Annotated in this window: 31 protein-coding genes and 1 other annotated feature; all 31 genes read left to right on the forward strand. The window is 42.4% G+C overall.

Annotated features, from left to right (window positions below; all coding sequences use genetic code 11):
- Positions 1-4 precede the first annotated feature (4 nt).
- The 31 genes from rae1 (at position 5) to rplX (ending at position 25,147) form a co-directional block, all read left to right on the forward strand.
- On the forward strand, positions 5-517 hold the full coding sequence (gene rae1 / locus CW370_RS19710) for a ribosome-dependent mRNA decay endonuclease Rae1/YacP (protein ID WP_003235032.1): 513 nt from the start codon (positions 5-7) through the stop codon (positions 515-517).
- A 62-nt stretch (positions 518-579) separates the two neighbouring features.
- Positions 580-1,236, forward strand: a complete 657-nt coding sequence (gene sigH / locus CW370_RS19715; RefSeq protein WP_003225758.1) for an RNA polymerase sporulation sigma factor SigH — start codon at positions 580-582, stop codon at positions 1,234-1,236.
- Positions 1,237-1,328: 92 nt separating this feature from the next.
- A complete protein-coding gene (gene rpmG, locus CW370_RS19720; protein ID WP_003156421.1) occupies positions 1,329-1,478 on the forward strand; it encodes a 50S ribosomal protein L33 in 150 nt (49 codons plus the stop codon).
- Positions 1,479-1,511: 33 nt separating this feature from the next.
- Positions 1,512-1,691 carry a preprotein translocase subunit SecE gene (gene secE / locus CW370_RS19725; protein ID WP_004399676.1) on the forward strand — a complete coding sequence of 60 codons (180 nt, stop codon included), beginning with the start codon at positions 1,512-1,514 and terminating at the stop codon, positions 1,689-1,691.
- 178 nt (positions 1,692-1,869) lie between these two features.
- Entirely contained in the window at positions 1,870-2,403 is a 534-nt protein-coding gene (gene nusG, locus CW370_RS19730) for a transcription termination/antitermination protein NusG (RefSeq protein WP_003225764.1), read from the forward strand.
- Positions 2,404-2,570: 167 nt separating this feature from the next.
- On the forward strand, positions 2,571-2,996 hold the full coding sequence (gene rplK / locus CW370_RS19735) for a 50S ribosomal protein L11 (RefSeq protein WP_003156430.1): 426 nt from the start codon (positions 2,571-2,573) through the stop codon (positions 2,994-2,996).
- 94 nt (positions 2,997-3,090) lie between these two features.
- A complete protein-coding gene (rplA, locus tag CW370_RS19740; RefSeq protein WP_003235040.1) occupies positions 3,091-3,789 on the forward strand; it encodes a 50S ribosomal protein L1 in 699 nt (232 codons plus the stop codon).
- A 45-nt stretch (positions 3,790-3,834) separates the two neighbouring features.
- Positions 3,835-3,975: a sequence feature (ribosomal protein L10 leader region), on the forward strand.
- 65 nt (positions 3,976-4,040) lie between these two features.
- A complete protein-coding gene (gene rplJ / locus CW370_RS19745) occupies positions 4,041-4,541 on the forward strand; it encodes a 50S ribosomal protein L10 (RefSeq protein ID WP_003235042.1) in 501 nt (166 codons plus the stop codon).
- A 45-nt stretch (positions 4,542-4,586) separates the two neighbouring features.
- Positions 4,587-4,958: a 50S ribosomal protein L7/L12 gene (rplL, locus tag CW370_RS19750; RefSeq protein WP_003156436.1), complete on the forward strand. Its 372-nt coding sequence runs from the start codon at positions 4,587-4,589 to the stop codon at positions 4,956-4,958.
- Between the two features lie 89 nt (positions 4,959-5,047).
- Positions 5,048-5,653 (forward strand): class I SAM-dependent methyltransferase, encoded by a 606-nt coding sequence (locus CW370_RS19755; protein WP_003235045.1) that lies wholly within the window; start codon positions 5,048-5,050, stop codon positions 5,651-5,653.
- Between the two features lie 245 nt (positions 5,654-5,898).
- On the forward strand, positions 5,899-9,480 hold the full coding sequence (gene rpoB / locus CW370_RS19760) for a DNA-directed RNA polymerase subunit beta (protein ID WP_009966326.1): 3,582 nt from the start codon (positions 5,899-5,901) through the stop codon (positions 9,478-9,480).
- 61 nt (positions 9,481-9,541) lie between these two features.
- Positions 9,542-13,141 carry a DNA-directed RNA polymerase subunit beta' gene (gene rpoC, locus CW370_RS19765; RefSeq protein WP_004399688.1) on the forward strand — a complete coding sequence of 1,200 codons (3,600 nt, stop codon included), beginning with the start codon at positions 9,542-9,544 and terminating at the stop codon, positions 13,139-13,141.
- A 178-nt stretch (positions 13,142-13,319) separates the two neighbouring features.
- Positions 13,320-13,568 (forward strand): 50S ribosomal protein L7ae-like protein, encoded by a 249-nt coding sequence (locus CW370_RS19770; protein WP_003225778.1) that lies wholly within the window; start codon positions 13,320-13,322, stop codon positions 13,566-13,568.
- A 113-nt stretch (positions 13,569-13,681) separates the two neighbouring features.
- Complete coding sequence (gene rpsL / locus CW370_RS19775) at positions 13,682-14,098, forward strand: 30S ribosomal protein S12 (RefSeq protein WP_003225781.1); 417 nt, start codon at positions 13,682-13,684, stop codon at positions 14,096-14,098.
- Positions 14,099-14,139: 41 nt separating this feature from the next.
- On the forward strand, positions 14,140-14,610 hold the full coding sequence (gene rpsG, locus CW370_RS19780) for a 30S ribosomal protein S7 (protein WP_003225784.1): 471 nt from the start codon (positions 14,140-14,142) through the stop codon (positions 14,608-14,610).
- Positions 14,611-14,663: 53 nt separating this feature from the next.
- Positions 14,664-16,742, forward strand: a complete 2,079-nt coding sequence (gene fusA, locus CW370_RS19785) for an elongation factor G (protein ID WP_003235056.1) — start codon at positions 14,664-14,666, stop codon at positions 16,740-16,742.
- A 119-nt stretch (positions 16,743-16,861) separates the two neighbouring features.
- Positions 16,862-18,052, forward strand: coding sequence for an elongation factor Tu (gene tuf, locus CW370_RS19790; protein ID WP_017695827.1), 1,191 nt, complete (start codon positions 16,862-16,864; stop codon positions 18,050-18,052).
- A gap of 98 nt (positions 18,053-18,150) precedes the next feature.
- Positions 18,151-19,107, forward strand: coding sequence for an alpha/beta fold hydrolase (locus CW370_RS19795; RefSeq protein WP_024571502.1), 957 nt, complete (start codon positions 18,151-18,153; stop codon positions 19,105-19,107).
- Between the two features lie 236 nt (positions 19,108-19,343).
- Complete coding sequence (gene rpsJ / locus CW370_RS19800) at positions 19,344-19,652, forward strand: 30S ribosomal protein S10 (protein ID WP_003156464.1); 309 nt, start codon at positions 19,344-19,346, stop codon at positions 19,650-19,652.
- 39 nt (positions 19,653-19,691) lie between these two features.
- Positions 19,692-20,321, forward strand: a complete 630-nt coding sequence (gene rplC, locus CW370_RS19805) for a 50S ribosomal protein L3 (protein ID WP_004399671.1) — start codon at positions 19,692-19,694, stop codon at positions 20,319-20,321.
- A 27-nt stretch (positions 20,322-20,348) separates the two neighbouring features.
- On the forward strand, positions 20,349-20,972 hold the full coding sequence (gene rplD, locus CW370_RS19810; protein ID WP_004399658.1) for a 50S ribosomal protein L4: 624 nt from the start codon (positions 20,349-20,351) through the stop codon (positions 20,970-20,972).
- The gene (rplW, locus tag CW370_RS19815; protein ID WP_003156467.1) at positions 20,972-21,259 is read left to right on the forward strand and encodes a 50S ribosomal protein L23; all 288 of its coding nucleotides are present in this window, start codon (positions 20,972-20,974) and stop codon (positions 21,257-21,259) included. Before rplD ends, rplW begins: the two co-directional genes overlap by 1 nt.
- Before the next feature lie 31 nt (positions 21,260-21,290).
- A complete protein-coding gene (gene rplB / locus CW370_RS19820; protein WP_003225795.1) occupies positions 21,291-22,124 on the forward strand; it encodes a 50S ribosomal protein L2 in 834 nt (277 codons plus the stop codon).
- 57 nt (positions 22,125-22,181) lie between these two features.
- Complete coding sequence (rpsS, locus tag CW370_RS19825) at positions 22,182-22,460, forward strand: 30S ribosomal protein S19 (protein WP_003156472.1); 279 nt, start codon at positions 22,182-22,184, stop codon at positions 22,458-22,460.
- A 16-nt stretch (positions 22,461-22,476) separates the two neighbouring features.
- A complete protein-coding gene (gene rplV / locus CW370_RS19830; RefSeq protein ID WP_003156475.1) occupies positions 22,477-22,818 on the forward strand; it encodes a 50S ribosomal protein L22 in 342 nt (113 codons plus the stop codon).
- A gap of 3 nt (positions 22,819-22,821) precedes the next feature.
- Positions 22,822-23,478: a 30S ribosomal protein S3 gene (rpsC, locus tag CW370_RS19835; RefSeq protein ID WP_003242001.1), complete on the forward strand. Its 657-nt coding sequence runs from the start codon at positions 22,822-22,824 to the stop codon at positions 23,476-23,478.
- 1 nt (position 23,479) lies between these two features.
- Positions 23,480-23,914: a 50S ribosomal protein L16 gene (gene rplP, locus CW370_RS19840; protein WP_003225801.1), complete on the forward strand. Its 435-nt coding sequence runs from the start codon at positions 23,480-23,482 to the stop codon at positions 23,912-23,914.
- The gene (gene rpmC / locus CW370_RS19845) at positions 23,904-24,104 is read left to right on the forward strand and encodes a 50S ribosomal protein L29 (RefSeq protein WP_003156482.1); all 201 of its coding nucleotides are present in this window, start codon (positions 23,904-23,906) and stop codon (positions 24,102-24,104) included. Before rplP ends, rpmC begins: the two co-directional genes overlap by 11 nt.
- 22 nt (positions 24,105-24,126) lie before the next feature.
- Complete coding sequence (gene rpsQ, locus CW370_RS19850) at positions 24,127-24,390, forward strand: 30S ribosomal protein S17 (protein WP_003225804.1); 264 nt, start codon at positions 24,127-24,129, stop codon at positions 24,388-24,390.
- Positions 24,391-24,430: 40 nt separating this feature from the next.
- A complete protein-coding gene (gene rplN, locus CW370_RS19855) occupies positions 24,431-24,799 on the forward strand; it encodes a 50S ribosomal protein L14 (RefSeq protein ID WP_003225805.1) in 369 nt (122 codons plus the stop codon).
- 36 nt (positions 24,800-24,835) lie between these two features.
- Positions 24,836-25,147 carry a 50S ribosomal protein L24 gene (gene rplX / locus CW370_RS19860; RefSeq protein ID WP_003156486.1) on the forward strand — a complete coding sequence of 104 codons (312 nt, stop codon included), beginning with the start codon at positions 24,836-24,838 and terminating at the stop codon, positions 25,145-25,147.
- Positions 25,148-25,169 lie beyond the last annotated feature (22 nt).

The raw sequence follows: 25,169 nt of genomic DNA on the forward strand, positions 1-25,169 counted from the left end.
ACCCATGGATATCCTGTTAGTAGACGGGTACAACATGATTGGAGCCTGGCCGCAGCTGAAGGATTTAAAAGCGAACAGTTTTGAAGAGGCGAGAGACGTACTGATTCAGAAAATGGCGGAATATCAATCGTATACAGGAAACAGGGTTATTGTTGTTTTTGACGCGCATCTCGTAAAAGGGCTTGAGAAAAAACAGACCAACCATAGAGTTGAAGTAATTTTTACAAAAGAAAATGAGACGGCTGATGAGCGGATAGAAAAGCTCGCTCAGGCTTTGAATAATATTGCGACTCAAATTCACGTTGCGACCTCTGACTATACTGAGCAGTGGGCGATTTTCGGACAGGGGGCATTGCGGAAATCGGCCCGGGAGCTTTTGAGAGAGGTAGAAACGATTGAAAGGCGAATAGAGAGACGGGTAAGAAAAATCACTTCCGAAAAGCCGGCGGGTAAAATTGCTTTATCGGAAGAGGTTTTGAAAACGTTTGAAAAGTGGAGGCGGGGAGACTTAGATTAAGTTGACGCTTTTTTGCCCAATACTGTATAATATTTCTATCTACGTGCGCCGGGGGGATCGGAGTGAATCTACAGAACAACAAGGGAAAATTCAACAAAGAGCAGTTTTGCCAGTTGGAGGACGAGCAGGTCATTGAAAAGGTTCATGTTGGGGACAGTGATGCGTTAGATTACTTGATTACGAAGTACCGAAACTTTGTTCGGGCGAAAGCAAGATCCTATTTCTTAATAGGGGCGGACAGAGAGGATATTGTTCAGGAAGGCATGATAGGCCTCTATAAGTCTATTCGTGACTTCAAAGAGGACAAGCTTACCTCATTCAAAGCTTTCGCAGAATTATGTATTACCCGCCAAATTATTACCGCAATAAAGACAGCTACTCGCCAGAAACACATTCCTTTGAATTCCTACGTCTCATTAGATAAACCGATTTTTGATGAAGAATCAGACCGAACGCTGCTGGATGTCATTTCAGGAGCGAAAACCTTAAATCCTGAGGAAATGATCATTAATCAGGAAGAATTTGATGATATTGAAATGAAAATGGGAGAACTATTAAGTGATTTAGAGAGAAAAGTACTCGTCTTATATCTCGACGGGAGAAGTTACCAAGAGATTTCTGATGAACTGAACCGACATGTGAAATCGATCGACAATGCCCTTCAGCGTGTGAAACGCAAGCTGGAGAAGTACTTGGAAATTCGCGAAATCAGTTTGTAATAGGAATTTATGCTATATTGACAGTATTTTTCTGACTATGATATGTTACTAAAGATAAGAACTAATGTCTATTTAGAAAAAGGTGTAATGACATGAGAAAAAAGATTACGTTAGCATGCAAGACATGCGGAAACCGTAATTATACGACAATGAAGAGCTCTGCATCAGCGGCTGAGCGATTAGAAGTAAAGAAATACTGCAGTACTTGCAATTCACATACAGCTCATCTTGAAACAAAATAGTTTTTGCGCTTTTAAATTGTGGAGGTCTTTTACATGCGTATTATGAAATTCTTTAAAGATGTTGGGAAAGAAATGAAAAAGGTAAGCTGGCCTAAAGGAAAAGAGTTAACGCGTTATACCATTACGGTAATTTCAACAGTTATCTTTTTTGTTATCTTTTTTGCCCTCCTTGACACAGGAATTTCTCAATTAATTCGTTTAATAGTTGAATAATGATCAGCAATACGTGCTATAATAGATCATAATATTACTTGCCAAAACCCGTTCAGCGGGTTTTTTATTGTGGCTTAAAATGATAGTTATCATAGGCTTGCCGCCTATTTTTTGAAGCGTTATGGTAATTCACTAAAACCAAATGCGGGGAGGGAAGGACTGGACAGTCCTGAATAGAATGGAAAAGAATTGGTATGTTGTTCACACGTACTCTGGTTATGAGAATAAAGTAAAAGCCAACTTGGAAAAACGTGTTGAATCAATGGGGATGCAGGATAAAATTTTCCGTGTAGTCGTACCCGAAGAAGAAGAAACGGATATCAAAAACGGCAAGAAAAAAGTCGTGAAAAAGAAAGTGTTCCCTGGTTATGTGCTTGTTGAAATTGTAATGACAGACGACTCTTGGTATGTTGTCCGAAACACGCCGGGCGTTACTGGATTCGTAGGATCTGCCGGGTCAGGTTCAAAACCGACGCCGCTTCTTCCGGGCGAAGCAGAAACCATTCTGAAGAGAATGGGCATGGATGAACGCAAAACTGATATTGACTTTGAACTGAAAGAGACAGTGAAAGTAATAGACGGACCTTTTGCTAACTTTACAGGATCAATTGAAGAGATTGATTATGATAAAAGCAAGGTCAAAGTTTTCGTTAATATGTTCGGCCGTGAAACGCCGGTTGAGCTGGAATTTACCCAAATCGATAAATTGTAATGTGAAAAAACTTGAAATTGCTATATATAAATGATAATATAGCAAAGGTACGTCTTGGACTTATCCAAGGCAACTAGCATGATATTTCGTCATTCATATAAAGAATGAAACCTTGAGTGGGAGGGTTTACCCTATTACCACATCACGGACTTAAGGAGGTGTGTCTCGTGGCTAAAAAAGTAGTTAAAGTTGTAAAATTGCAAATTCCTGCTGGAAAAGCTAACCCAGCACCACCAGTTGGACCTGCACTTGGTCAAGCCGGTGTTAACATCATGGGATTCTGTAAGGAGTTTAACGCTCGTACAGCTGACCAAGCTGGTTTAATCATTCCTGTTGAAATTTCGGTTTACGAAGACCGTTCATTTACATTTATTACAAAAACTCCACCTGCTGCAGTATTGCTTAAAAAAGCAGCTGGAATTGAGTCTGGTTCTGGTGAACCAAACCGTAATAAAGTGGCAACCGTTAAGCGCGATAAAGTACGCGAAATCGCTGAAACGAAAATGCCTGACTTAAACGCAGCAGACGTTGAAGCGGCAATGCGCATGGTTGAAGGTACTGCCCGCAGTATGGGTATTGTAATCGAGGATTAATTTGTTTCTTGTCGGGTTGCGAGTTTTAACAAGTTCGCAACCCTTATTCGTGGGAGGTTATTCCGCTATAACCACATAAGGAGGAAATTTTAAAATGGCTAAAAAAGGTAAAAAGTACGTTGAAGCTGCTAAGCTTGTAGACCGTTCTAAAGCTTACGACGTCTCTGAAGCAGTAGCTCTCGTTAAAAAAACAAACACAGCTAAATTCGACGCTACAGTTGAAGTGGCTTTCCGTTTAGGGGTTGACCCTCGTAAAAACGACCAGCAAATCCGTGGAGCAGTTGTGCTTCCAAACGGAACTGGTAAAACTCAGCGCGTTCTCGTTTTCGCAAAAGGCGAAAAAGCGAAAGAAGCTGAAGCTGCTGGTGCAGATTTCGTAGGCGATACTGACTACATCAACAAAATTCAACAAGGCTGGTTCGATTTCGATGTAATCGTAGCTACACCTGACATGATGGGTGAAGTTGGTAAAATCGGTCGTGTACTTGGACCAAAAGGTTTAATGCCAAACCCTAAAACTGGTACAGTTACTTTCGAAGTTGAAAAAGCGATCGGCGAAATCAAAGCTGGTAAAGTTGAATACCGCGTTGATAAAGCTGGAAACATTCATGTGCCTATCGGTAAAGTTTCTTTCGAGGATGAAAAACTTGTTGAGAACTTCACAACAATGTACGATACAATCCTTAAAGCTAAACCTGCTGCAGCTAAAGGCGTTTACGTGAAAAACGTTGCTGTAACTTCTACTATGGGACCTGGTGTCAAAGTAGACTCTTCAACTTTTAACGTAAAATAATATTGACATGACATCAACATTCTGATATTATTCAAAATGTTGTAAAATAGAATATCATTTATACCGTAGACAGTAGGGGCCTAACCGCTTAATTATCCTACCGAGGTGTATATTATCACAGCTATTACGTTACGTATGCTTGTATATACAGCCTCCATGTCTCATGGAGGCTTTTTATATGGAATCCGTCGTCTCAGTCGTGATCACCTAACGGTATAAGTGTTACACAAGAATCTACAGGAGGTGTAACCATGAGCAGCGCAATTGAAACAAAAAAAGTTGTTGTTGAAGAAATTGCTTCTAAACTGAAAGAAAGTAAATCAACGATCATCGTTGACTATCGCGGACTTAACGTTTCTGAAGTAACTGAACTTCGTAAACAGCTTCGCGAAGCTAACGTTGAGTTCAAAGTTTACAAAAATACGATGACTCGCCGTGCGGTTGAACAAGCTGAGCTTAATGGTTTGAATGATTTCTTAACTGGACCGAACGCGATCGCATTCAGCACTGAAGATGTTGTCGCTCCGGCTAAAGTTCTTAATGACTTCGCTAAAAATCACGAAGCTCTTGAAATCAAAGCTGGCGTTATCGAAGGTAAAGTTTCTACTGTTGAAGAAGTGAAAGCTCTTGCTGAACTTCCATCACGCGAAGGCTTGCTTTCTATGTTGCTTAGCGTACTTCAAGCTCCAGTTCGCAACCTTGCTCTTGCTGCAAAAGCTGTGGCAGAACAAAAGGAAGAACAAGGCGCTTAATCTAATCAGTTTTTCATAAATTAAAACAAAATGGAGGAATTACAAATGGCTTTAAATATCGAAGAAATCATTGCTTCCGTTAAAGAAGCAACTGTACTTGAATTGAACGACCTAGTAAAAGCAATCGAAGAAGAATTTGGCGTAACTGCTGCTGCTCCTGTAGCTGTAGCTGGCGGAGCTGCTGCTGGCGGAGCTGCTGAAGAGCAAAGCGAATTCGATCTTATCCTTGCTGGTGCAGGATCTCAAAAAATCAAAGTTATCAAAGTTGTACGTGAAATCACTGGTCTTGGCTTGAAAGAAGCTAAAGAACTTGTTGACAACACTCCAAAACCACTTAAAGAAGGTATTGCTAAAGAAGAAGCTGAAGAGCTTAAAGCTAAACTTGAAGAAGTTGGCGCTTCTGTAGAAGTTAAGTAATCTTCACTTACCTGTAGGGGAAGCTCGCTTTTATGAGGCGAGCTTTTTCTTTGCCATTCTTTAAGCCATGAAAAAAGGAGGTTCTAATAATGAGTGAGCACTATTATTCAGAAAAACCTTCAGTAAAAAGCAACAAGCAAACCTGGTCTTTTAGGCTTCGGAATAAAGATTTCACGTTTACCAGCGACAGCGGGGTTTTTTCTAAAAAAGAAGTTGATTTCGGCTCCCGCCTGCTGATTGATTCTTTTGAAGAGCCTGAGGTTGAGGGCGGCATTTTAGATGTAGGCTGCGGATACGGCCCGATTGGTTTATCGCTCGCCAGCGACTTTAAAGACCGGACTATCCACATGATTGACGTTAATGAGAGAGCCGTAGAACTATCAAATGAAAATGCGGAACAAAACGGAATAACAAACGTTAAGATTTATCAAAGCGATTTGTTTTCAAACGTTGATTCTGCTCAAACATTTGCTTCTATTCTTACAAATCCCCCAATCCGAGCCGGAAAAAAAGTTGTCCATGCTATCTTTGAGAAAAGCGCTGAACACTTAAAAGCTTCAGGTGAGTTGTGGATCGTCATACAGAAAAAGCAAGGAGCGCCTTCTGCCATTGAAAAGCTCGAGGAACTGTTCGATGAGGTTTCCGTCGTTCAAAAAAAGAAAGGCTATTATATCATAAAAGCAAAAAAAGTTTGACTCGGTATTTTAACTATGTTAATATTGTAAAATGCCAATGTATATATTTTGCTTGATATGATGAATTGTCAATATCTATGTATAAATTATACAAGTATGGAAATGCTAATAAAATCGGTATTTGTTTTTGGATGTGGTTTTCTTAATTAGAAACCCTTTTTTCTTTTGTCTTGTAAAAGTATTTTCTTTCTTTGGAAGAAATGCTTATTACACATATAATACGCATGATTTGAGGGGTGAATCAGTTGACAGGTCAACTAGTTCAGTATGGACGACACCGCCAGCGCAGAAGCTATGCTCGCATTAGCGAAGTGTTAGAATTACCAAATCTCATTGAAATTCAAACCTCTTCTTATCAGTGGTTTCTTGATGAGGGTCTTAGAGAGATGTTTCAAGACATATCACCAATTGAGGATTTCACTGGTAACCTCTCTCTTGAGTTCATTGATTATAGTTTAGGTGAGCCTAAATATCCTGTAGAGGAATCAAAAGAACGTGATGTGACTTACTCAGCTCCGCTAAGAGTGAAGGTTCGTTTAATTAACAAAGAAACTGGAGAGGTAAAAGACCAAGATGTCTTCATGGGTGATTTCCCTATTATGACAGATACAGGTACTTTTATCATTAACGGTGCGGAACGCGTTATCGTTTCCCAGCTTGTTCGGTCTCCAAGTGTATATTTCAGTGGTAAAGTAGACAAAAACGGTAAAAAAGGTTTTACCGCAACTGTCATTCCAAACCGTGGCGCATGGTTAGAATACGAAACTGATGCGAAAGATGTTGTTTATGTCCGCATTGATCGCACACGTAAGTTGCCGGTTACGGTTCTTTTGCGTGCTCTCGGCTTCGGCTCCGATCAAGAGATTCTTGATCTCATAGGAGAAAACGAATACCTGCGAAATACGCTTGATAAAGATAACACAGAAAACAGCGACAAAGCGTTGCTGGAAATTTACGAGCGTCTCCGTCCTGGAGAGCCGCCTACAGTAGAAAATGCGAAAAGCTTGCTTGATTCTCGTTTCTTTGATCCGAAACGATACGATCTTGCCAATGTAGGACGCTATAAAATTAATAAAAAACTTCATATTAAGAATCGCCTCTTCAATCAGAGACTTGCTGAAACGCTTGTTGATCCTGAAACAGGAGAAATCCTTGCTGAAAAAGGTCAGATTCTTGATAGAAGAACACTTGATAAAGTACTGCCATACTTAGAAAACGGAATCGGTTTTAGAAAGCTGTATCCGAATGGTGGCGTTGTTGAAGATGAAGTGACTCTTCAATCAATTAAAATCTTTGCTCCGACTGATCAAGAAGGAGAACAGGTTATCAATGTAATCGGCAATGCTTACATCGAAGAAGAGATTAAAAACATCACGCCTGCTGATATTATTTCTTCAATCAGTTACTTCTTCAACCTGCTGCACGGAGTAGGCGACACAGATGATATCGATCATCTTGGAAACCGCCGTTTACGTTCTGTAGGTGAGCTTCTCCAGAACCAATTCCGTATCGGTTTAAGCCGTATGGAGCGTGTGGTTCGTGAGAGAATGTCAATTCAAGATACGAATACAATTACGCCTCAGCAGCTGATCAATATTCGTCCTGTTATTGCGTCCATTAAAGAGTTCTTTGGAAGCTCACAGCTTTCTCAATTCATGGATCAGACGAACCCGCTTGCTGAATTAACGCACAAGCGCCGTCTGTCAGCATTAGGACCGGGCGGATTGACACGGGAGCGTGCCGGAATGGAAGTGCGTGACGTTCACTACTCCCACTATGGCCGTATGTGTCCGATTGAAACGCCTGAGGGCCCGAACATCGGTTTGATCAACTCACTATCATCTTATGCAAAAGTAAACCGTTTTGGCTTTATTGAAACGCCATATCGCCGCGTTGACCCTGAAACAGGGAAGGTAACGGGCAGAATCGATTACTTAACTGCTGATGAAGAGGATAACTATGTTGTCGCTCAAGCGAATGCTCGTCTTGATGACGAAGGCGCCTTTATTGATGACAGCATCGTAGCTCGTTTCCGCGGGGAGAACACCGTTGTTTCCAGAAATCGTGTAGACTACATGGATGTATCGCCTAAGCAGGTTGTATCTGCTGCGACAGCATGTATCCCGTTCTTAGAAAACGATGACTCCAACCGTGCCCTCATGGGAGCGAACATGCAGCGTCAGGCTGTGCCTTTGATGCAGCCGGAAGCGCCATTTGTTGGAACTGGTATGGAATACGTATCAGGAAAAGACTCTGGTGCCGCTGTTATTTGTAAACACCCTGGTATCGTTGAACGCGTAGAAGCGAAAAACGTTTGGGTTCGCCGTTATGAAGAAGTAGACGGTCAAAAAGTAAAAGGAAACCTGGATAAATACAGCCTGCTGAAATTTGTCCGCTCTAACCAAGGTACGTGCTACAACCAGCGTCCGATCGTAAGTGTCGGCGATGAAGTGGTAAAAGGAGAAATCCTTGCTGACGGTCCTTCTATGGAGCTTGGTGAACTTGCACTTGGCCGTAACGTAATGGTCGGCTTCATGACATGGGATGGCTACAACTATGAGGATGCCATCATCATGAGTGAACGCCTAGTGAAGGATGATGTTTATACATCTATCCACATTGAAGAATACGAATCAGAAGCACGTGATACGAAACTTGGACCTGAAGAAATCACTCGCGATATTCCAAACGTCGGTGAAGATGCGCTTCGCAATCTTGATGACCGCGGAATCATCCGTATTGGGGCAGAAGTAAAAGACGGAGATCTTCTTGTTGGTAAAGTAACGCCTAAAGGCGTAACTGAACTGACCGCAGAAGAACGCCTTCTTCACGCCATCTTTGGCGAGAAAGCCCGCGAGGTTCGTGATACTTCTCTTCGTGTGCCTCATGGCGGCGGCGGAATTATCCATGACGTTAAAGTCTTCAACCGTGAAGACGGAGACGAACTTCCTCCAGGTGTTAACCAGTTAGTACGCGTATATATCGTTCAGAAACGTAAGATTTCTGAAGGAGATAAAATGGCCGGTCGTCACGGTAACAAAGGTGTTATCTCTAAGATTCTTCCTGAAGAGGATATGCCTTACCTTCCTGACGGCACACCAATTGATATCATGCTTAACCCGCTGGGCGTACCATCACGTATGAACATCGGGCAGGTATTGGAACTTCACATGGGTATGGCCGCTCGTTACCTTGGCATTCACATTGCATCTCCTGTATTTGACGGAGCGCGAGAAGAGGATGTCTGGGAAACACTTGAAGAAGCCGGCATGTCTCGTGACGCCAAAACAGTGCTTTACGACGGACGTACTGGAGAGCCGTTTGATAACCGTGTATCTGTCGGTATCATGTACATGATCAAACTAGCTCACATGGTTGACGATAAACTTCATGCACGCTCTACAGGCCCTTACTCGCTTGTTACGCAGCAGCCTCTTGGCGGTAAAGCGCAATTTGGCGGACAGCGTTTTGGTGAGATGGAGGTTTGGGCACTTGAAGCTTACGGTGCGGCTTACACTCTTCAAGAAATTCTGACTGTTAAGTCTGATGACGTGGTTGGACGTGTGAAAACATACGAAGCCATCGTTAAAGGCGACAATGTTCCTGAACCAGGTGTTCCGGAATCATTCAAAGTATTAATCAAAGAACTTCAAAGCTTAGGTATGGATGTCAAAATCCTTTCTGGTGATGAAGAAGAAATAGAAATGAGAGATTTAGAAGACGAAGAAGATGCGAAACAAGCTGACGGCCTGGCATTATCAGGTGATGAAGAGCCGGAAGAAACAGCATCTGCAGACGTTGAACGCGATGTAGTAACAAAAGAATAATCTCTAGTTATAAAGGCAAGTGACATCGGTTAATCCGAAGATAAAAAGGGAGGTAGGCCCCTTGCTAGATGTGAACAATTTTGAGTATATGAACATCGGTCTTGCTTCACCAGATAAAATCCGTTCATGGTCTTTTGGTGAAGTGAAAAAGCCTGAAACGATAAACTATCGTACGTTAAAACCTGAAAAGGACGGTCTATTCTGCGAACGCATTTTCGGACCGACTAAGGACTGGGAATGTCATTGCGGGAAGTACAAGCGAGTTCGTTATAAAGGCGTAGTTTGTGACCGCTGCGGAGTCGAAGTAACACGGGCTAAAGTCCGTCGTGAGAGAATGGGGCACATTGAACTGGCTGCCCCAGTTTCCCACATTTGGTATTTCAAAGGTATTCCAAGCCGTATGGGTCTTGTGCTGGATATGTCACCTCGTGCTTTAGAAGAAGTCATTTACTTTGCTTCTTACGTTGTAACTGATCCGGCGAATACACCGCTTGAAAAGAAACAGCTTCTGTCTGAGAAAGAATATCGTGCTTATCTTGATAAATACGGTAATAAATTCCAAGCATCTATGGGTGCTGAAGCAATTCATAAACTTCTTCAAGATATCGATCTTGTCAAAGAAGTTGATATGTTAAAAGAAGAGCTGAAAACTTCACAAGGACAACGCCGTACTCGTGCGATCAAACGTCTTGAAGTTTTAGAAGCCTTCCGTAACTCAGGAAACAAGCCTTCTTGGATGATCCTTGATGTGCTTCCTGTTATTCCTCCGGAGCTTAGACCGATGGTTCAGCTAGATGGCGGACGTTTTGCGACTTCTGATTTGAATGACCTTTATCGTCGTGTCATCAACCGTAACAATCGTTTGAAACGCCTTTTGGACCTTGGTGCGCCTAGCATCATCGTTCAAAACGAAAAGCGTATGCTTCAAGAGGCTGTCGATGCCCTAATTGACAACGGCCGCCGCGGACGCCCTGTAACAGGTCCTGGAAACAGACCGTTAAAATCTCTTTCTCACATGCTGAAAGGGAAGCAAGGCCGTTTCCGTCAAAACCTTCTTGGTAAACGTGTCGATTACTCCGGACGTTCTGTAATCGTTGTTGGTCCTCATTTGAAAATGTACCAATGCGGATTACCGAAGGAAATGGCGCTTGAACTTTTCAAACCTTTCGTTATGAAAGAACTTGTTGAAAAAGGTCTTGCTCACAACATTAAGAGTGCGAAACGCAAAATTGAGCGCGTACAGCCTGAAGTTTGGGATGTACTAGAATCAGTTATTAAGGAGCACCCGGTACTGCTGAACCGTGCCCCTACACTTCATAGATTAGGTATCCAGGCGTTTGAACCAACGCTTGTTGAAGGACGCGCAATCCGTCTTCACCCGCTCGTATGTACAGCTTACAACGCTGACTTTGACGGTGACCAAATGGCGGTTCACGTACCATTATCTGCTGAAGCACAAGCTGAAGCACGCATCTTGATGCTTGCTGCTCAAAACATCTTGAACCCTAAAGATGGTAAACCGGTTGTAACACCGTCTCAGGATATGGTACTGGGTAACTATTACCTGACACTTGAGCGTGCCGGTGCTGTCGGTGAAGGCATGGTCTTCAAGAATACAGACGAAGCGCTTCTTGCTTATCAAAACGGATATGTTCACCTTCATACGAGAGTAGCTGTTGCAGCTAACTCACTTAAGAATGTGACATTTACCGAAGAACAGCGCTCAAAATTGTTAATTACAACTGTCGGTAAGCTTGTCTTCAATGAAATTCTTCCGGAATCATTCCCTTACATGAATGAACCAACGAAGAGCAACATTGAAGAGAAAACACCTGACCGATTCTTCTTAGAAAAAGGTGCTGACGTTAAAGCTGTTATCGCACAGCAGCCAATCAATGCGCCGTTTAAAAAAGGCATTCTGGGTAAAATCATCGCGGAAATCTTTAAACGATTCCATATCACGGAAACGTCTAAAATGCTTGACCGCATGAAAAACCTAGGTTTCAAATATTCAACAAAAGCTGGTATTACAGTTGGGGTTTCTGACATCGTCGTACTCGATGATAAACAAGAAATTCTTGAAGAAGCGCAAAGCAAAGTTGACAACGTTATGAAGCAGTTCCGCCGCGGTCTTATCACTGAAGAAGAACGCTATGAGAGAGTCATCTCTATCTGGAGTGCTGCAAAAGACGTTATCCAAGGCAAACTGATGAAATCACTTGATGAACTCAACCCGATCTACATGATGAGTGACTCTGGTGCCCGTGGTAACGCATCTAACTTTACGCAGCTTGCCGGAATGCGCGGCCTGATGGCCAACCCGGCTGGACGTATCATTGAGTTGCCGATCAAATCAAGTTTCCGTGAAGGTCTGACAGTATTGGAGTACTTTATCTCCACACACGGTGCGCGTAAAGGTCTTGCCGATACCGCTCTTAAAACTGCTGACTCAGGTTACCTTACACGTCGTCTCGTTGACGTTGCGCAGGATGTTATCATTCGTGAAACTGATTGCGGAACTGACCGAGGCATTCTTGCTAAGCCTCTTAAAGAAGGAACCGAAACAATTGAGCGCTTAGAAGAACGCTTAATCGGACGTTTTGCAAGAAAACAAGTGAAGCACCCTGAAACAGGTGAAGTGCTTGTGAATGAAAACGAACTGATCGATGAAGATAAAGCACTGGAGATTGTCGAAGCCGGCATTGAAGAAGTGTGGATCCGTTCTGCCTTCACATGTAATACGCCTCATGGTGTATGTAAACGATGCTATGGCCGAAATCTTGCAACTGGCTCCGATGTTGAAGTCGGTGAAGCTGTCGGAATCATTGCTGCCCAATCAATCGGTGAGCCTGGTACACAGTTAACAATGCGTACATTCCATACAGGCGGGGTTGCCGGAGACGATATCACACAGGGTCTTCCGCGTATCCAAGAGCTTTTCGAAGCGCGTAATCCGAAAGGTCAGGCAACAATTACAGAAATCGACGGTACTGTCGTTGAGATCAATGAAGTTCGTGATAAGCAACAGGAAATTGTGGTTCAAGGCGCAGTGGAAACACGTTCTTATACGGCACCTTACAACTCCCGCCTGAAAGTAGCGGAAGGAGATAAAATTACTCGAGGCCAAGTACTGACAGAAGGTTCAATCGATCCGAAAGAACTTCTTAAAGTAACTGACCTGACGACTGTTCAAGAGTATCTTCTCCATGAGGTTCAAAAGGTTTACCGTATGCAGGGTGTTGAAATCGGTGATAAACACGTAGAAGTAATGGTTCGCCAGATGCTTCGCAAAGTACGCGTGATTGATGCCGGTGACACTGATGTGCTTCCAGGTACATTGCTTGATATTCACCAATTTACTGAAGCGAACAAAAAGGTATTGCTTGAAGGCAATCGACCTGCTACAGGCCGTCCTGTCTTACTCGGTATTACAAAAGCATCTCTTGAAACTGATTCATTCTTATCTGCTGCTTCCTTCCAGGAAACAACACGTGTCCTTACAGATGCAGCGATCAAAGGTAAGCGTGACGAGCTTCTCGGCTTGAAAGAGAATGTTATCATCGGTAAGCTTGTTCCAGCTGGTACAGGAATGATGAAATACCGTAAAGTAAAACCAGTATCAAATGTTCAGCCGACTGACGATATGGTCCCGGTTGAATAACTGATTTAATTCTGCTGAAAGACTGCAAAAACGGTCTTTCAGCAGATATATTTATGAAAAAGTCACTCTATGAGAAGAAGAAATCTAAAAAATGTCATACCTTGTTGACATTCGTCTCCTAGAATGATAATATAACCAAGGTGCTCGAAATAAACCTGTTACTTTGGAGGATATGTTTATGTCTTATGATAAAGTATCACAGGCCAAATCAATTATTATTGGTACGAAGCAAACAGTGAAAGCTCTAAAGCGAGGTTCAGTAAAGGAAGTAGTCGTTGCAAAAGACGCAGATCCGATACTCACGTCAAGTGTTGTTTCACTTGCTGAAGATCAAGGTATCTCTGTCTCAATGGTTGAATCCATGAAAAAGCTCGGCAAAGCCTGCGGAATTGAGGTAGGAGCAGCCGCTGTTGCCATTATTTTATAACGTACTTTTGTTTTTGCGTAAGATTCCATCTTGTGTAAAGACATTGTTTTTTGCCTTTTGATGAACCACCTGGGTATGTGGGTTATAAAACGTAATGAAGGGAGGAAAAATTCATGCCTACAATTAATCAGCTAATTCGCAAAGGACGCGTGAGTAAAGTAGAAAACTCAAAGTCTCCTGCACTTAACAAAGGATACAACAGCTTTAAAAAAGAGCACACTAACGTATCTTCTCCACAAAAACGCGGGGTATGTACTCGTGTTGGTACAATGACACCGAAAAAACCGAACTCAGCACTTCGTAAATATGCTCGTGTTCGTTTGACTAACGGAATCGAGGTTACTGCTTACATTCCTGGTATCGGTCACAACCTGCAAGAGCACAGTGTTGTACTTATCCGCGGCGGACGTGTAAAAGACTTACCAGGGGTACGTTACCACATCGTTCGTGGTGCGCTTGATACTGCTGGAGTTGAAAACCGTGCACAAGGCCGTTCTAAATACGGTACGAAAAAACCTAAAGCAAAATAATATACGAAAATACGCATAATTGATGAAGGGAGGATATTCAGATGCCACGTAAAGGTCCTGTAGCAAAAAGAGATGTTTTACCTGATCCGATTTACAACTCTAAGCTTGTATCTCGTCTAATCAACAAAATGATGATCGATGGTAAAAAAGGTAAGTCTCAAACAATCCTATACAAGTCATTCGATATCATTAAAGAACGTACTGGCAATGATGCAATGGAGGTTTTCGAACAAGCATTGAAAAACATCATGCCTGTACTTGAAGTAAAAGCACGCCGTGTAGGTGGTGCGAACTACCAAGTTCCTGTAGAAGTTCGTCCTGAACGTCGTACGACTCTTGGACTTCGCTGGTTAGTTAACTACGCTCGTCTTCGCGGAGAAAAAACGATGGAAGAGCGTTTAGCTAACGAAATCCTTGACGCAGCTAACAACACTGGTGCTGCTGTTAAGAAACGTGAAGACACTCATAAGATGGCTGAAGCAAACAAAGCATTTGCTCACTATCGCTGGTAGGATTTATAGATTAACAAAACACAATTTCCTAATAAGGAAGGAGAAATTACCCAATGGCAAGAGAGTTCTCCTTAGAAAAAACTCGTAATATCGGTATCATGGCTCACATCGATGCCGGTAAAACGACTACTACAGAACGTATCTTGTTCTATACTGGTCGTATCCACAAAATTGGTGAAACTCATGAAGGAGCTTCACAAATGGACTGGATGGAGCAGGAACAAGAACGTGGTATCACAATCACTTCCGCTGCGACAACTGCACAGTGGAAAGGATACCGCGTAAACATCATCGACACTCCAGGACACGTAGACTTCACAGTTGAAGTTGAACGTTCTCTTCGTGTACTTGATGGTGCTGTTGCTGTACTTGACGCGCAATCAGGCGTTGAGCCTCAAACAGAAACTGTTTGGCGTCAGGCAACAACTTATGGAGTACCGCGTATCGTTTTTGTTAACAAAATGGACAAAATCGGTGCAGACTTCCTTTACTCTGTAGGAACTTTAAGAGACCGTCTTCAAGCAAACGCTCATGCAATTCAATTGCCGATCGGTGCTGAAGATAACTTCGAAGGTATCATTGACCTTGTAGAAAACGTTGCGTATTTCTACGAAGATGACCTCGGAACTCGTTCTGATGCAAAAGAAATCCCTGAAGAGTACAAAGAGCAAGCTGAAGAGCTTCGCAACAGCCTTATTGAAGCTGTATGTGAGCTTGATGAAGAGCTTATGGATAAGTACCTTGAGGGTGAAGAAATCACAATTGACGAGTTAAAAGCAGGAATTCGTAAAGGTACATTAAATGTTGAATTCTACCCTGTTCTTGTTGGTTCTGCCTTCAAAAACAAAGGTGTTCAACTAGTACTTGATGCTGTTCTTGACTACCTTCCTGCACCAACTGACGTTGCTGCAATCAAAGGTACACGTCCTGATACAAATGAAGAGATTGAGCGTCATTCTTCTGACGAAGAGCCATTCTCTGCATTAGCATTTAAAGTTATGACTGACCCTTACGTTGGTAAGTTGACGTTCTTCCGTGTGTACTCTGGAACACTTGATTCTGGTTCATACGTGAAAAACTCTACTAAAGGCAAACGTGAGCGTGTTGGACGTATTCTTCAAATGCACGCTAACAGCCGTGAAGAAATCTCTACTGTATACGCAGGGGATATCGCAGCTGCTGTAGGTCTAAAAGATACAACTACTGGAGATACTCTATGTGATGAGAAGGATCTTGTTATCCTTGAGTCAATGGAATTCCCAGAACCAGTTATCGACGTTGCTATTGAGCCTAAATCAAAAGCTGACCAAGATAAAATGGGTATCGCTTTAGCGAAACTTGCTGAAGAAGATCCTACATTCCGTACTCAAACAAACCCAGAAACTGGCCAAACGATCATCTCTGGTATGGGTGAACTTCACCTTGATATCATTGTTGACCGTATGAAACGCGAATTTAAAGTAGAAGCCAACGTTGGTGCTCCTCAAGTTGCGTACCGTGAAACATTCCGTACCGGTGCAAAAGTTGAAGGGAAATTCGTACGTCAGTCTGGTGGACGCGGTCAGTTCGGACACGTTTGGATCGAATTCGAACCAAACGAAGAAGGCGCTGGCTTTGAATTTGAAAATGCGATTGTCGGTGGGGTCGTTCCTCGTGAATACATCCCAGCTGTTCAAGCAGGTCTGGAAGATGCACTTGAAAATGGTGTACTAGCAGGCTTCCCGCTTATCGACATTAAAGCTAAACTTTTCGACGGTTCTTACCATGATGTTGACTCAAACGAAATGGCATTTAAAGTTGCTGCTTCTATGGCATTGAAAAATGCAGTCAGCAAATGTAACCCAGTTCTTCTTGAACCAATCATGAAAGTAGAAGTGGTTATTCCAGAAGAATACATGGGAGATATCATGGGTGATATCACTTCACGTCGCGGACGCGTAGAAGGTATGGAAGCACGCGGTAACGCTCAAGTTGTTCGCGCTATGGTTCCTCTTGCTGAAATGTTCGGTTACGCTACTGCACTTCGTTCTAATACGCAAGGTCGCGGTACGTTCACTATGCACATGGATCACTACGAAGAAGTGCCGAAGAGCGTCGCAGAAGAAATTATCAAAAAAAATAAAGGCGAATAATTGATTTTGCCTCTTAACTCAAGTATAACTACTATTGTAAGATGAGGAAGTGAAAGCTTTCTTTCACTTCCTATCACTCTATACATTACTAATTAAAAGCTCTTAAGGAGGATTTTAGAATGGCTAAAGAAAAATTCGACCGTTCCAAATCACATGCCAATATTGGTACAATTGGACACGTTGACCATGGTAAAACAACTTTAACTGCTGCTATCACAACAGTACTTCATAAGAAATCTGGTAAAGGTACAGCTATGGCGTACGATCAAATTGATGGTGCTCCAGAAGAACGTGAGCGCGGTATCACAATCTCTACTGCACACGTTGAGTACGAAACTGAAACTCGTCACTATGCACACGTTGACTGCCCAGGACACGCTGACTATGTTAAAAACATGATCACTGGTGCTGCGCAAATGGACGGAGCTATCCTTGTAGTATCTGCTGCTGATGGCCCAATGCCACAAACTCGTGAGCACATCCTTCTTTCTAAAAACGTTGGTGTACCATACATCGTTGTATTCTTAAACAAATGCGACATGGTAGACGACGAAGAGCTTCTTGAACTAGTTGAAATGGAAGTTCGCGATCTTCTTAGCGAATACGACTTCCCTGGTGATGATGTACCAGTAATCAAAGGTTCTGCTCTTAAAGCTCTTGAAGGTGACGCTGAGTACGAAGCGAAAATCTTCGAACTTATGGATGCGGTTGATGAGTACATCCCAACTCCAGAACGCGACACTGAAAAACCATTCATGATGCCAGTTGAGGACGTATTCTCAATCACTGGTCGTGGTACAGTTGCTACTGGCCGTGTAGAACGCGGACAAGTTAAAGTCGGTGACGAAGTTGAAATCATCGGTCTTCAAGATGAGAACAAGAAAACAACTGTTACAGGTGTTGAAATGTTCCGTAAGCTTCTTGATTACGCTGAAGCTGGTGACAACATTGGTGCCCTTCTTCGCGGTGTATCTCGTGAAGAAATCCAACGTGGTCAAGTACTTGCTAAACCAGGTACAATCACTCCACACAGCAAATTCAAAGCTGAAGTTTACGTTCTTTCTAAAGAAGAGGGTGGACGTCATACTCCATTCTTCTCTAACTACCGTCCTCAGTTCTACTTCCGTACAACTGACGTAACTGGTATCATCCATCTTCCAGAAGGCGTAGAAATGGTTATGCCTGGAGATAACACTGAAATGAACGTTGAACTTATTTCTACAATCGCTATCGAAGAAGGAACTCGTTTCTCTATTCGTGAAGGCGGACGTACTGTTGGTTCAGGCGTTGTTTCTACAATCACTGAGTAATAGTATGATTTTAAACGAGACCCCTGCGGGTCTCGTTTTTTGTTTGCTTATCTTTTTCTTGTATAATAGGATCTATCATATTCGAGGGGTTAATATTTATGATTCCTGAAAAGAAATCAATCGCAATCATGAAAGAACTAAGCATTGGAAATACAAGGCAAATGCTGATGATTAATGGAGTTGACGTGAAAAATCCATTGCTGCTTTTTTTACATGGCGGGCCGGGAACGTCGCAAATCGGATATGTTAGACATTATCAAAAAGAGCTGGAACAGTATTTCACAGTAGTTCATTGGGATCAGAGAGGATCGGGGCTTTCTTATTCTAAGCGAATTTCGCATCACTCTATGACAATAAATCACTTCATTAAAGATACAATCCAAGTCACTCAATGGCTTTTAGCTCATTTTTCAAAATCAAAACTTTACCTAGCCGGTCATTCTTGGGGATCAATACTGGCGCTTCATGTGCTGCAGCAGCGTCCTGATTTATTTTACACGTATTATGGAATCAGCCAGGTTGTTAACCCGCAAGATGAAGAATCAACTGCTTATCAACATATTCGTGAAATTTCCGAATCAAAAAAAGCCAGCATATTATCTTTCCTCACACGTTTCATTGGTGCTCCGCCTTGGAAGCAGGATATCCAGCACCTTATCTATCGGTTTTGTGTTGAGCTAAGCAGGGGTGGATTCACTCACCGTCATCGTCAATCTCTAGCTGTATTATTTCAAATGCTTACTGGCAATGAGTATGGAGTGCGTAACATGCACAGCTTCCTTAATGGATTGCGCTTCAGTAAAAAACATTTAACTGATGAGTTGTACCGGTTTAATGCTTTTACATCAGTTCCTTCTATTAAAGTACCGTGTGTTTTCATTTCAGGGAAACATGACTTAATTGTTCCTGCTGAAATATCGAAACAGTATTATCAAGAACTTGAGGCACCCGAAAAGCGCTGGTTTCAATTTGAGGATTCAGCTCACACCCCGCATATTGAGGAGCCATCATTATTCGCGAACACATTAAGTCGGCATGCACGACACCATTTATGATAGATCCTTGATAAATAAGAAAAACCCCTGTATAATAAAAAAAGTGTGCAAACCATGCATATTTTAAATAAGTCTTGCAACATGCGCCTATTTTCTGTATAATGGTGTATGTTGGTCTTTGACTGCGATGAAGTGAGAGGTTGCTGACACACCCGGCCGCTTTGCCATGGCAAGGTGTTCAGGTTTTTCTCACGGAGAACTGTCTAACGTGATGTAGGCGAAAAGGAGGGAAAATAATGGCAAAACAAAAAATTCGTATTCGTTTGAAAGCATATGATCATAGAATCCTTGATCAATCTGCAGAGAAGATTGTTGAAACGGCAAAACGTTCTGGTGCCAGCGTATCTGGTCCGATTCCGTTGCCAACTGAAAAATCAGTTTACACAATCCTTCGTGCGGTGCACAAATACAAAGATTCTCGTGAGCAATTTGAAATGCGTACACATAAACGTTTAATCGACATTGTGAACCCAACACCACAAACTGTTGATGCTCTTATGCGATTAGACTTACCATCTGGTGTCGATATCGAAATTAAACTTTAATTCTAAAATATAGAATGATCTTAATAGGAGGTGTGACGAATGACCAAAGGAATCTTAGGAAGAAAAATTGGTATGACGCAAGTATTCGCTGAGAATGGTGATCTTATTCCGGTAACTGTTATCGAGGCTGCTCCAAACGTTGTTCTTCAAAAGAAAACAGCTGAAAACGACGGTTACGAAGCAATCCAGCTTGGTTTTGACGACAAGCGTGAAAAGCTTTCTAACAAACCTGAAAAAGGGCACGTTGCAAAAGCGGAAACTGCTCCTAAGCGCTTCGTTAAAGAATTACGCGGAGTGGAAATGGATGCGTATGAAGTTGGTCAGGAAGTCAAGGTTGAAATTTTCTCTGCTGGAGAAATCGTAGATGTAACAGGAGTATCTAAAGGTAAAGGTTTCCAAGGTGCGATTAAGCGCCACGGACAATCTCGCGGACCTATGTCTCACGGTTCACGCTACCACCGTCGTCCTGGTTCAATGGGACCTGTAGATCCTAACCGTGTATTCAAAGGTAAATTATTACCTGGACGTATGGGCGGAGAGCAAATCACTGTTCAAAACCTTGAAATCGTAAAAGTTGATGCAGAACGCAATCTTCTTTTGATCAAAGGTAACGTACCTGGTGCGAAGAAATCTTTAATCACTGTTAAAAGTGCTGTTAAATCTAAATAATTCTCTTAGGAAAGGAGGAAATTGATTATGCCAAAAGTAGCATTATACAACCAAAACGGTTCTACTGCTGGTGACATCGAATTAAACGCTTCTGTATTTGGTATCGAACCAAATGAGAGTGTTGTATTCGACGCTATTCTTATGCAAAGAGCTTCCTTACGTCAAGGAACTCACAAAGTAAAAAATCGTTCTGAAGTACGCGGCGGAGGTCGTAAACCATGGCGTCAAAAAGGTACTGGACGTGCCCGTCAAGGTTCAATCCGTTCACCGCAATGGCGCGGAGGTGGTGTCGTATTCGGCCCAACACCACGCAGCTATTCTTATAAATTACCTAAAAAAGTTCGCCGCTTGGCAATCAAATCAGTATTGTCTTCTAAAGTGATCGACAACAACATCATCGTTCTTGAAGATCTTACTCTTGATACGGCTAAAACAAAAGAAATGGCAGCTATCCTTAAAGGATTATCTGTTGAGAAAAAAGCTTTAATCGTAACTGCGGATGCAAACGAAGCAGTAGCATTATCTGCTCGTAACATTCCTGGAGTTACTGTTGTTGAAGCTAACGGAATCAACGTTTTAGACGTTGTCAACCACGAGAAGCTTCTGATTACAAAAGCAGCGGTTGAAAAAGTAGAGGAGGTGCTTGCATAATGAAAGATCCTCGTGATGTTCTAAAGCGCCCCGTCATTACTGAACGTTCTGCTGATTTAATGACTGAAAAAAAATATACTTTTGAAGTTGATGTAAGAGCTAACAAAACAGAAGTGAAAGACGCGGTTGAAAGCATCTTTGGAGTGAAAGTTGATAAAGTCAACATCATGAACTACAAAGGCAAATCAAAACGTGTCGGACGCTACACTGGTATGACTAGCCGTCGCAGAAAAGCGATCGTAAAACTTACTGCAGACAGCAAAGAAATCGAAATTTTTGAAGCTTAATTATCTGTAAAAAGAAGGAGGGAAATTCAAAATGGCGATTAAAAAGTATAAACCGACCTCTAATGGACGTCGTGGCATGACAACTTCAGATTTTGCTGAAATCACGACTGACAAGCCGGAAAAATCCTTGCTTGCTCCCCTTCACAAAAAAGGCGGACGTAACAACCAAGGTAAATTGACTGTACGTCACCAAGGTGGCGGACATAAACGCCAATACCGTGTTATCGACTTCAAACGCGATAAAGATGGTATACCTGGACGCGTTGCTACAGTTGAATACGATCCAAACCGTTCAGCTAACATCGCTCTAATCAACTATGCAGACGGAGAAAAACGTTACATTCTTGCTCCTAAAGGAATTCAAGTAGGTACTGAAATCATGTCAGGTCCTGAAGCTGACATTAAAGTAGGTAATGCACTTCCACTTATCAACATCCCTGTTGGTACAGTTGTGCATAACATTGAATTAAAACCTGGTAAAGGCGGACAGCTTGTACGTTCAGCTGGTACATCTGCTCAGGTTCTTGGTAAAGAAGGTAAATACGTTCTTGTACGTCTTAACTCTGGTGAAGTTCGCATGATCCTTTCTGCTTGCCGTGCTTCTATCGGTCAAGTAGGTAACGAACAGCACGAACTTATCAACATTGGTAAAGCTGGACGTTCTCGCTGGAAAGGCATCCGTCCTACAGTTCGTGGTTCTGTAATGAACCCTAACGATCACCCACACGGTGGTGGTGAAGGACGTGCGCCAATCGGACGTAAATCACCAATGTCTCCATGGGGCAAACCAACTCTTGGATTCAAGACTCGTAAGAAAAAGAACAAATCCGATAAATTTATCGTACGTCGTCGTAAAAATAAATAACGGGGTTGTCTACGGTTCTTTTCGGACCGTAGTGCAATCACGAAGGGAGGTTCCAAAATGGCTCGCAGCTTAAAAAAAGGACCATTTGTCGATGGACACTTGATGACTAAAATCGAGAAATTAAATGAAACTGACAAGAAACAAGTCGTAAAAACTTGGTCTCGTCGTTCTACTATTTTCCCACAGTTTATTGGTCACACAATCGCAGTCTATGACGGACGTAAACACGTGCCTGTATTCATCTCTGAAGATATGGTAGGGCACAAGTTGGGTGAATTCGCTCCAACTCGTACGTACAAAGGTCATGCTAGTGATGACAAAAAAACAAGACGCTAAGAGAGGAGGCTTTTAAATGCAAGCTAAAGCTGTTGCAAGAACAGTCCGTATTGCTCCTCGTAAAGCACGTCTAGTAATGGACCTGATTCGAGGCAAGCAAGTAGGTGAGGCAGTATCAATCTTGAACCTTACACCAAGAGCTGCTTCTCCAATTATCGAGAAAGTATTAAAATCCGCTATTGCAAATGCTGAGCATAACTATGAAATGGACGCTAACAACCTGGTTATTTCTCAAGCATTCGTTGACGAAGGCCCTACGTTAAAAAGATTTCGCCCACGTGCTATGGGACGTGCGAGCCAAATCAACAAACGTACGAGCCACATTACAATCGTTGTATCAGAAAAGAAGGAGGGATAAGTAGTGGGTCAAAAGGTAAATCCAGTCGGTCTTCGTATCGGAGTCATTCGTGATTGGGAATCTAAGTGGTACGCTGGTAAAGATTACGCTGACTTCCTGCACGAAGATTTAAAAATTCGTGAATACATTAGCAAACGCCTTTCTGACGCTTCTGTTTCTAAAGTAGAAATTGAGCGTGCAGCAAACCGCGTTAACATTACGATCCACACAGCTAAGCCTGGTATGGTTATCGGTAAAGGCGGTTCTGAAGTCGAAGCACTTCGCAAAGCCCTTAACAGCCTTACTGGCAAGCGTGTACACATTAACATTCTTGAAATCAAAAGAGCAGATCTTGATGCACAGCTAGTTGCTGACAACATCGCTCGTCAATTAGAAAACCGTGTTTCTTTCCGCCGTGCGCAGAAACAACAAATCCAACGTACTATGCGTGCTGGAGCACAAGGTGTGAAAACAATGGTTTCTGGTCGTCTTGGCGGTGCAGATATCGCTCGTTCTGAATACTACAGTGAAGGAACTGTTCCATTGCACACATTGCGTGCGGACATTGACTATGCAACATCTGAAGCTGATACTACTTACGGTAAGCTTGGTGTAAAAGTCTGGATCTATCGTGGAGAGGTTCTTCCTACTAAGAAGAAAACTGAGGAAGGAGGAAAATAATATGTTATTACCAAAACGCGTTAAATATCGCAGAGAGCATCGCGGAAAAATGCGTGGCCGTGCGAAAGGCGGTACTGAAGTACATTTCGGAGAATTCGGTATCCAAGCTCTTGAAGCTTCTTGGATTACTAACCGTCAAATCGAAGCTGCACGTATTGCGATGACTCGTTACATGAAACGTGGCGGTAAAGTTTGGATCAAAATTTTCCCTTCTAAACCTTACACTGCTAAACCACTTGAGGTACGTATGGGATCCGGTAAAGGGGCTCCAGAAGGTTGGGTAGCTGTTGTAAAACCGGGCAAAGTTTTATTTGAAATTTCTGGTGTGTCTGAAGAGGTTGCTCGTGAAGCGCTTCGCCTTGCATCTCACAAATTGCCAATTAAAACGAAGTTCGTAAAACGTGAAGAAATTGGTGGTGAATCAAATGAAAGCTAATGAAATTCGTGACCTTACCACTGCTGAAATTGAACAAAAAGTAAAGTCTCTTAAAGAAGAACTTTTCAATCTTCGCTTTCAATTAGCGACAGGACAACTTGAAAATACTGCTCGCATTCGTGAAGTGCGCAAAGCTATCGCGCGCATGAAAACTGTGATTCGTGAAAGAGAAATTGCTGCTAATAAATAATCACTGAGGGGAGGTCGTGAGCATGAGCGAACGTAACCAACGCAAAGTTTACCAAGGCCGTGTTGTTTCTGACAAAATGGATAAAACCATTACTGTTGTTGTTGAGACATACAAAAAACATACACTTTACGGTAAACGCGTAAAATACTCAAAAAAATTCAAAGCACATGATGAAAATAATCAAGCTAAAATCGGTGACATCGTTAAGATTATGGAAACTCGTCCTTTGTCTGCAACTAAGCGTTTCCGTCTAGTTGAAGTTGTCGAAGAAGCTGTTATTATCTAATAAAGTTCGGAATTCTTTTTCCGAAGGGAGGTAACAAATAATGATTCAACAAGAGACTCGTTTAAAAGTAGCTGACAACTCTGGCGCACGTGAAGTACTTACTATTAAAGTTCTTGGTGGTTCTGGACGTAAAACAGCTAACATTGGTGATGTAATTGTTTGCACGGTTAAACAAGCAACACCAGGAGGCGTTGTCAAAAAAGGTGAAGTCGTAAAAGCTGTTATCGTTCGCACTAAAAGCGGAGCGCGCAGAAGTGACGGTTCATACATCAGCTTCGATGAGAATGCATGTGTTATCATCCGTGACGACAAGAGCCCACGCGGAACTCGTATCTTCGGACCAGTTGCTCGTGAATTGCGTGAAAACAACTTTATGAAAATTGTTTCTCTAGCTCCAGAAGTTATCTAATGAAATAAATGCCTTACTCAAGGAGGTGCGATCAGGATGCATGTAAAAAAAGGCGATAAAGTTATGGTTATCTCTGGTAAAGATAAAGGCAAACAAGGAACAATCCTTGCTGCTTTCCCTAAAAAGGACCGCGTTTTAGTTGAAGGTGTTAACATGGTAAAGAAACACTCTAAACCAACTCAAGCTAACCCTCAAGGCGGTATTTCTAATCAAGAGGCGCCAATTCATGTATCAAACGTTATGCCGCTCGATCCTAAAACAGGTGAAGTGACTCGCGTAGGATACAAAGTGGAAGATGGCAAAAAAGTTCGTGTAGCAAAAAAATCTGGGCAAGTTCTAGATAAATAGTATTAAAAGGAAGGGAGGTCTA

It is taken from the genome of Bacillus sp. SN32 (assembly GCF_002837495.1).
Lineage (GTDB): Bacteria > Bacillota > Bacilli > Bacillales > Bacillaceae > Bacillus > Bacillus subtilis.

What these genes read in the sequence shown, in the direction of transcription:
- rae1 (WP_003235032.1), top strand. Translation starts at nt 5, where the DNA reads ATGGATATCCTGTTAGTAGACGGGTACAACATGATTGGAGCCTGGCCG.
- rpmG (WP_003156421.1), top strand. Translation starts at nt 1,329, where the DNA reads ATGAGAAAAAAGATTACGTTAGCATGCAAGACATGCGGAAACCGTAAT.
- secE (WP_004399676.1), top strand. Translation starts at nt 1,512, where the DNA reads ATGCGTATTATGAAATTCTTTAAAGATGTTGGGAAAGAAATGAAAAAG.
- nusG (WP_003225764.1), top strand. Translation starts at nt 1,870, where the DNA reads ATGGAAAAGAATTGGTATGTTGTTCACACGTACTCTGGTTATGAGAAT.
- rplA (WP_003235040.1), top strand. Translation starts at nt 3,091, where the DNA reads ATGGCTAAAAAAGGTAAAAAGTACGTTGAAGCTGCTAAGCTTGTAGAC.
- rplJ (WP_003235042.1), top strand. Translation starts at nt 4,041, where the DNA reads ATGAGCAGCGCAATTGAAACAAAAAAAGTTGTTGTTGAAGAAATTGCT.
- rplL (WP_003156436.1), top strand. Translation starts at nt 4,587, where the DNA reads ATGGCTTTAAATATCGAAGAAATCATTGCTTCCGTTAAAGAAGCAACT.
- CW370_RS19755 (WP_003235045.1), top strand. Translation starts at nt 5,048, where the DNA reads ATGAGTGAGCACTATTATTCAGAAAAACCTTCAGTAAAAAGCAACAAG.
- CW370_RS19770 (WP_003225778.1), top strand. Translation starts at nt 13,320, where the DNA reads ATGTCTTATGATAAAGTATCACAGGCCAAATCAATTATTATTGGTACG.
- rpsL (WP_003225781.1), top strand. Translation starts at nt 13,682, where the DNA reads ATGCCTACAATTAATCAGCTAATTCGCAAAGGACGCGTGAGTAAAGTA.
- rpsG (WP_003225784.1), top strand. Translation starts at nt 14,140, where the DNA reads ATGCCACGTAAAGGTCCTGTAGCAAAAAGAGATGTTTTACCTGATCCG.
- fusA (WP_003235056.1), top strand. Translation starts at nt 14,664, where the DNA reads ATGGCAAGAGAGTTCTCCTTAGAAAAAACTCGTAATATCGGTATCATG.
- tuf (WP_017695827.1), top strand. Translation starts at nt 16,862, where the DNA reads ATGGCTAAAGAAAAATTCGACCGTTCCAAATCACATGCCAATATTGGT.
- CW370_RS19795 (WP_024571502.1), top strand. Translation starts at nt 18,151, where the DNA reads ATGATTCCTGAAAAGAAATCAATCGCAATCATGAAAGAACTAAGCATT.
- rpsJ (WP_003156464.1), top strand. Translation starts at nt 19,344, where the DNA reads ATGGCAAAACAAAAAATTCGTATTCGTTTGAAAGCATATGATCATAGA.
- rplC (WP_004399671.1), top strand. Translation starts at nt 19,692, where the DNA reads ATGACCAAAGGAATCTTAGGAAGAAAAATTGGTATGACGCAAGTATTC.
- rplD (WP_004399658.1), top strand. Translation starts at nt 20,349, where the DNA reads ATGCCAAAAGTAGCATTATACAACCAAAACGGTTCTACTGCTGGTGAC.
- rplW (WP_003156467.1), top strand. Translation starts at nt 20,972, where the DNA reads ATGAAAGATCCTCGTGATGTTCTAAAGCGCCCCGTCATTACTGAACGT.
- rplB (WP_003225795.1), top strand. Translation starts at nt 21,291, where the DNA reads ATGGCGATTAAAAAGTATAAACCGACCTCTAATGGACGTCGTGGCATG.
- rpsS (WP_003156472.1), top strand. Translation starts at nt 22,182, where the DNA reads ATGGCTCGCAGCTTAAAAAAAGGACCATTTGTCGATGGACACTTGATG.
- rplV (WP_003156475.1), top strand. Translation starts at nt 22,477, where the DNA reads ATGCAAGCTAAAGCTGTTGCAAGAACAGTCCGTATTGCTCCTCGTAAA.
- rplP (WP_003225801.1), top strand. Translation starts at nt 23,480, where the DNA reads ATGTTATTACCAAAACGCGTTAAATATCGCAGAGAGCATCGCGGAAAA.
- rpmC (WP_003156482.1), top strand. Translation starts at nt 23,904, where the DNA reads ATGAAAGCTAATGAAATTCGTGACCTTACCACTGCTGAAATTGAACAA.
- rpsQ (WP_003225804.1), top strand. Translation starts at nt 24,127, where the DNA reads ATGAGCGAACGTAACCAACGCAAAGTTTACCAAGGCCGTGTTGTTTCT.
- rplN (WP_003225805.1), top strand. Translation starts at nt 24,431, where the DNA reads ATGATTCAACAAGAGACTCGTTTAAAAGTAGCTGACAACTCTGGCGCA.
- rplX (WP_003156486.1), top strand. Translation starts at nt 24,836, where the DNA reads ATGCATGTAAAAAAAGGCGATAAAGTTATGGTTATCTCTGGTAAAGAT.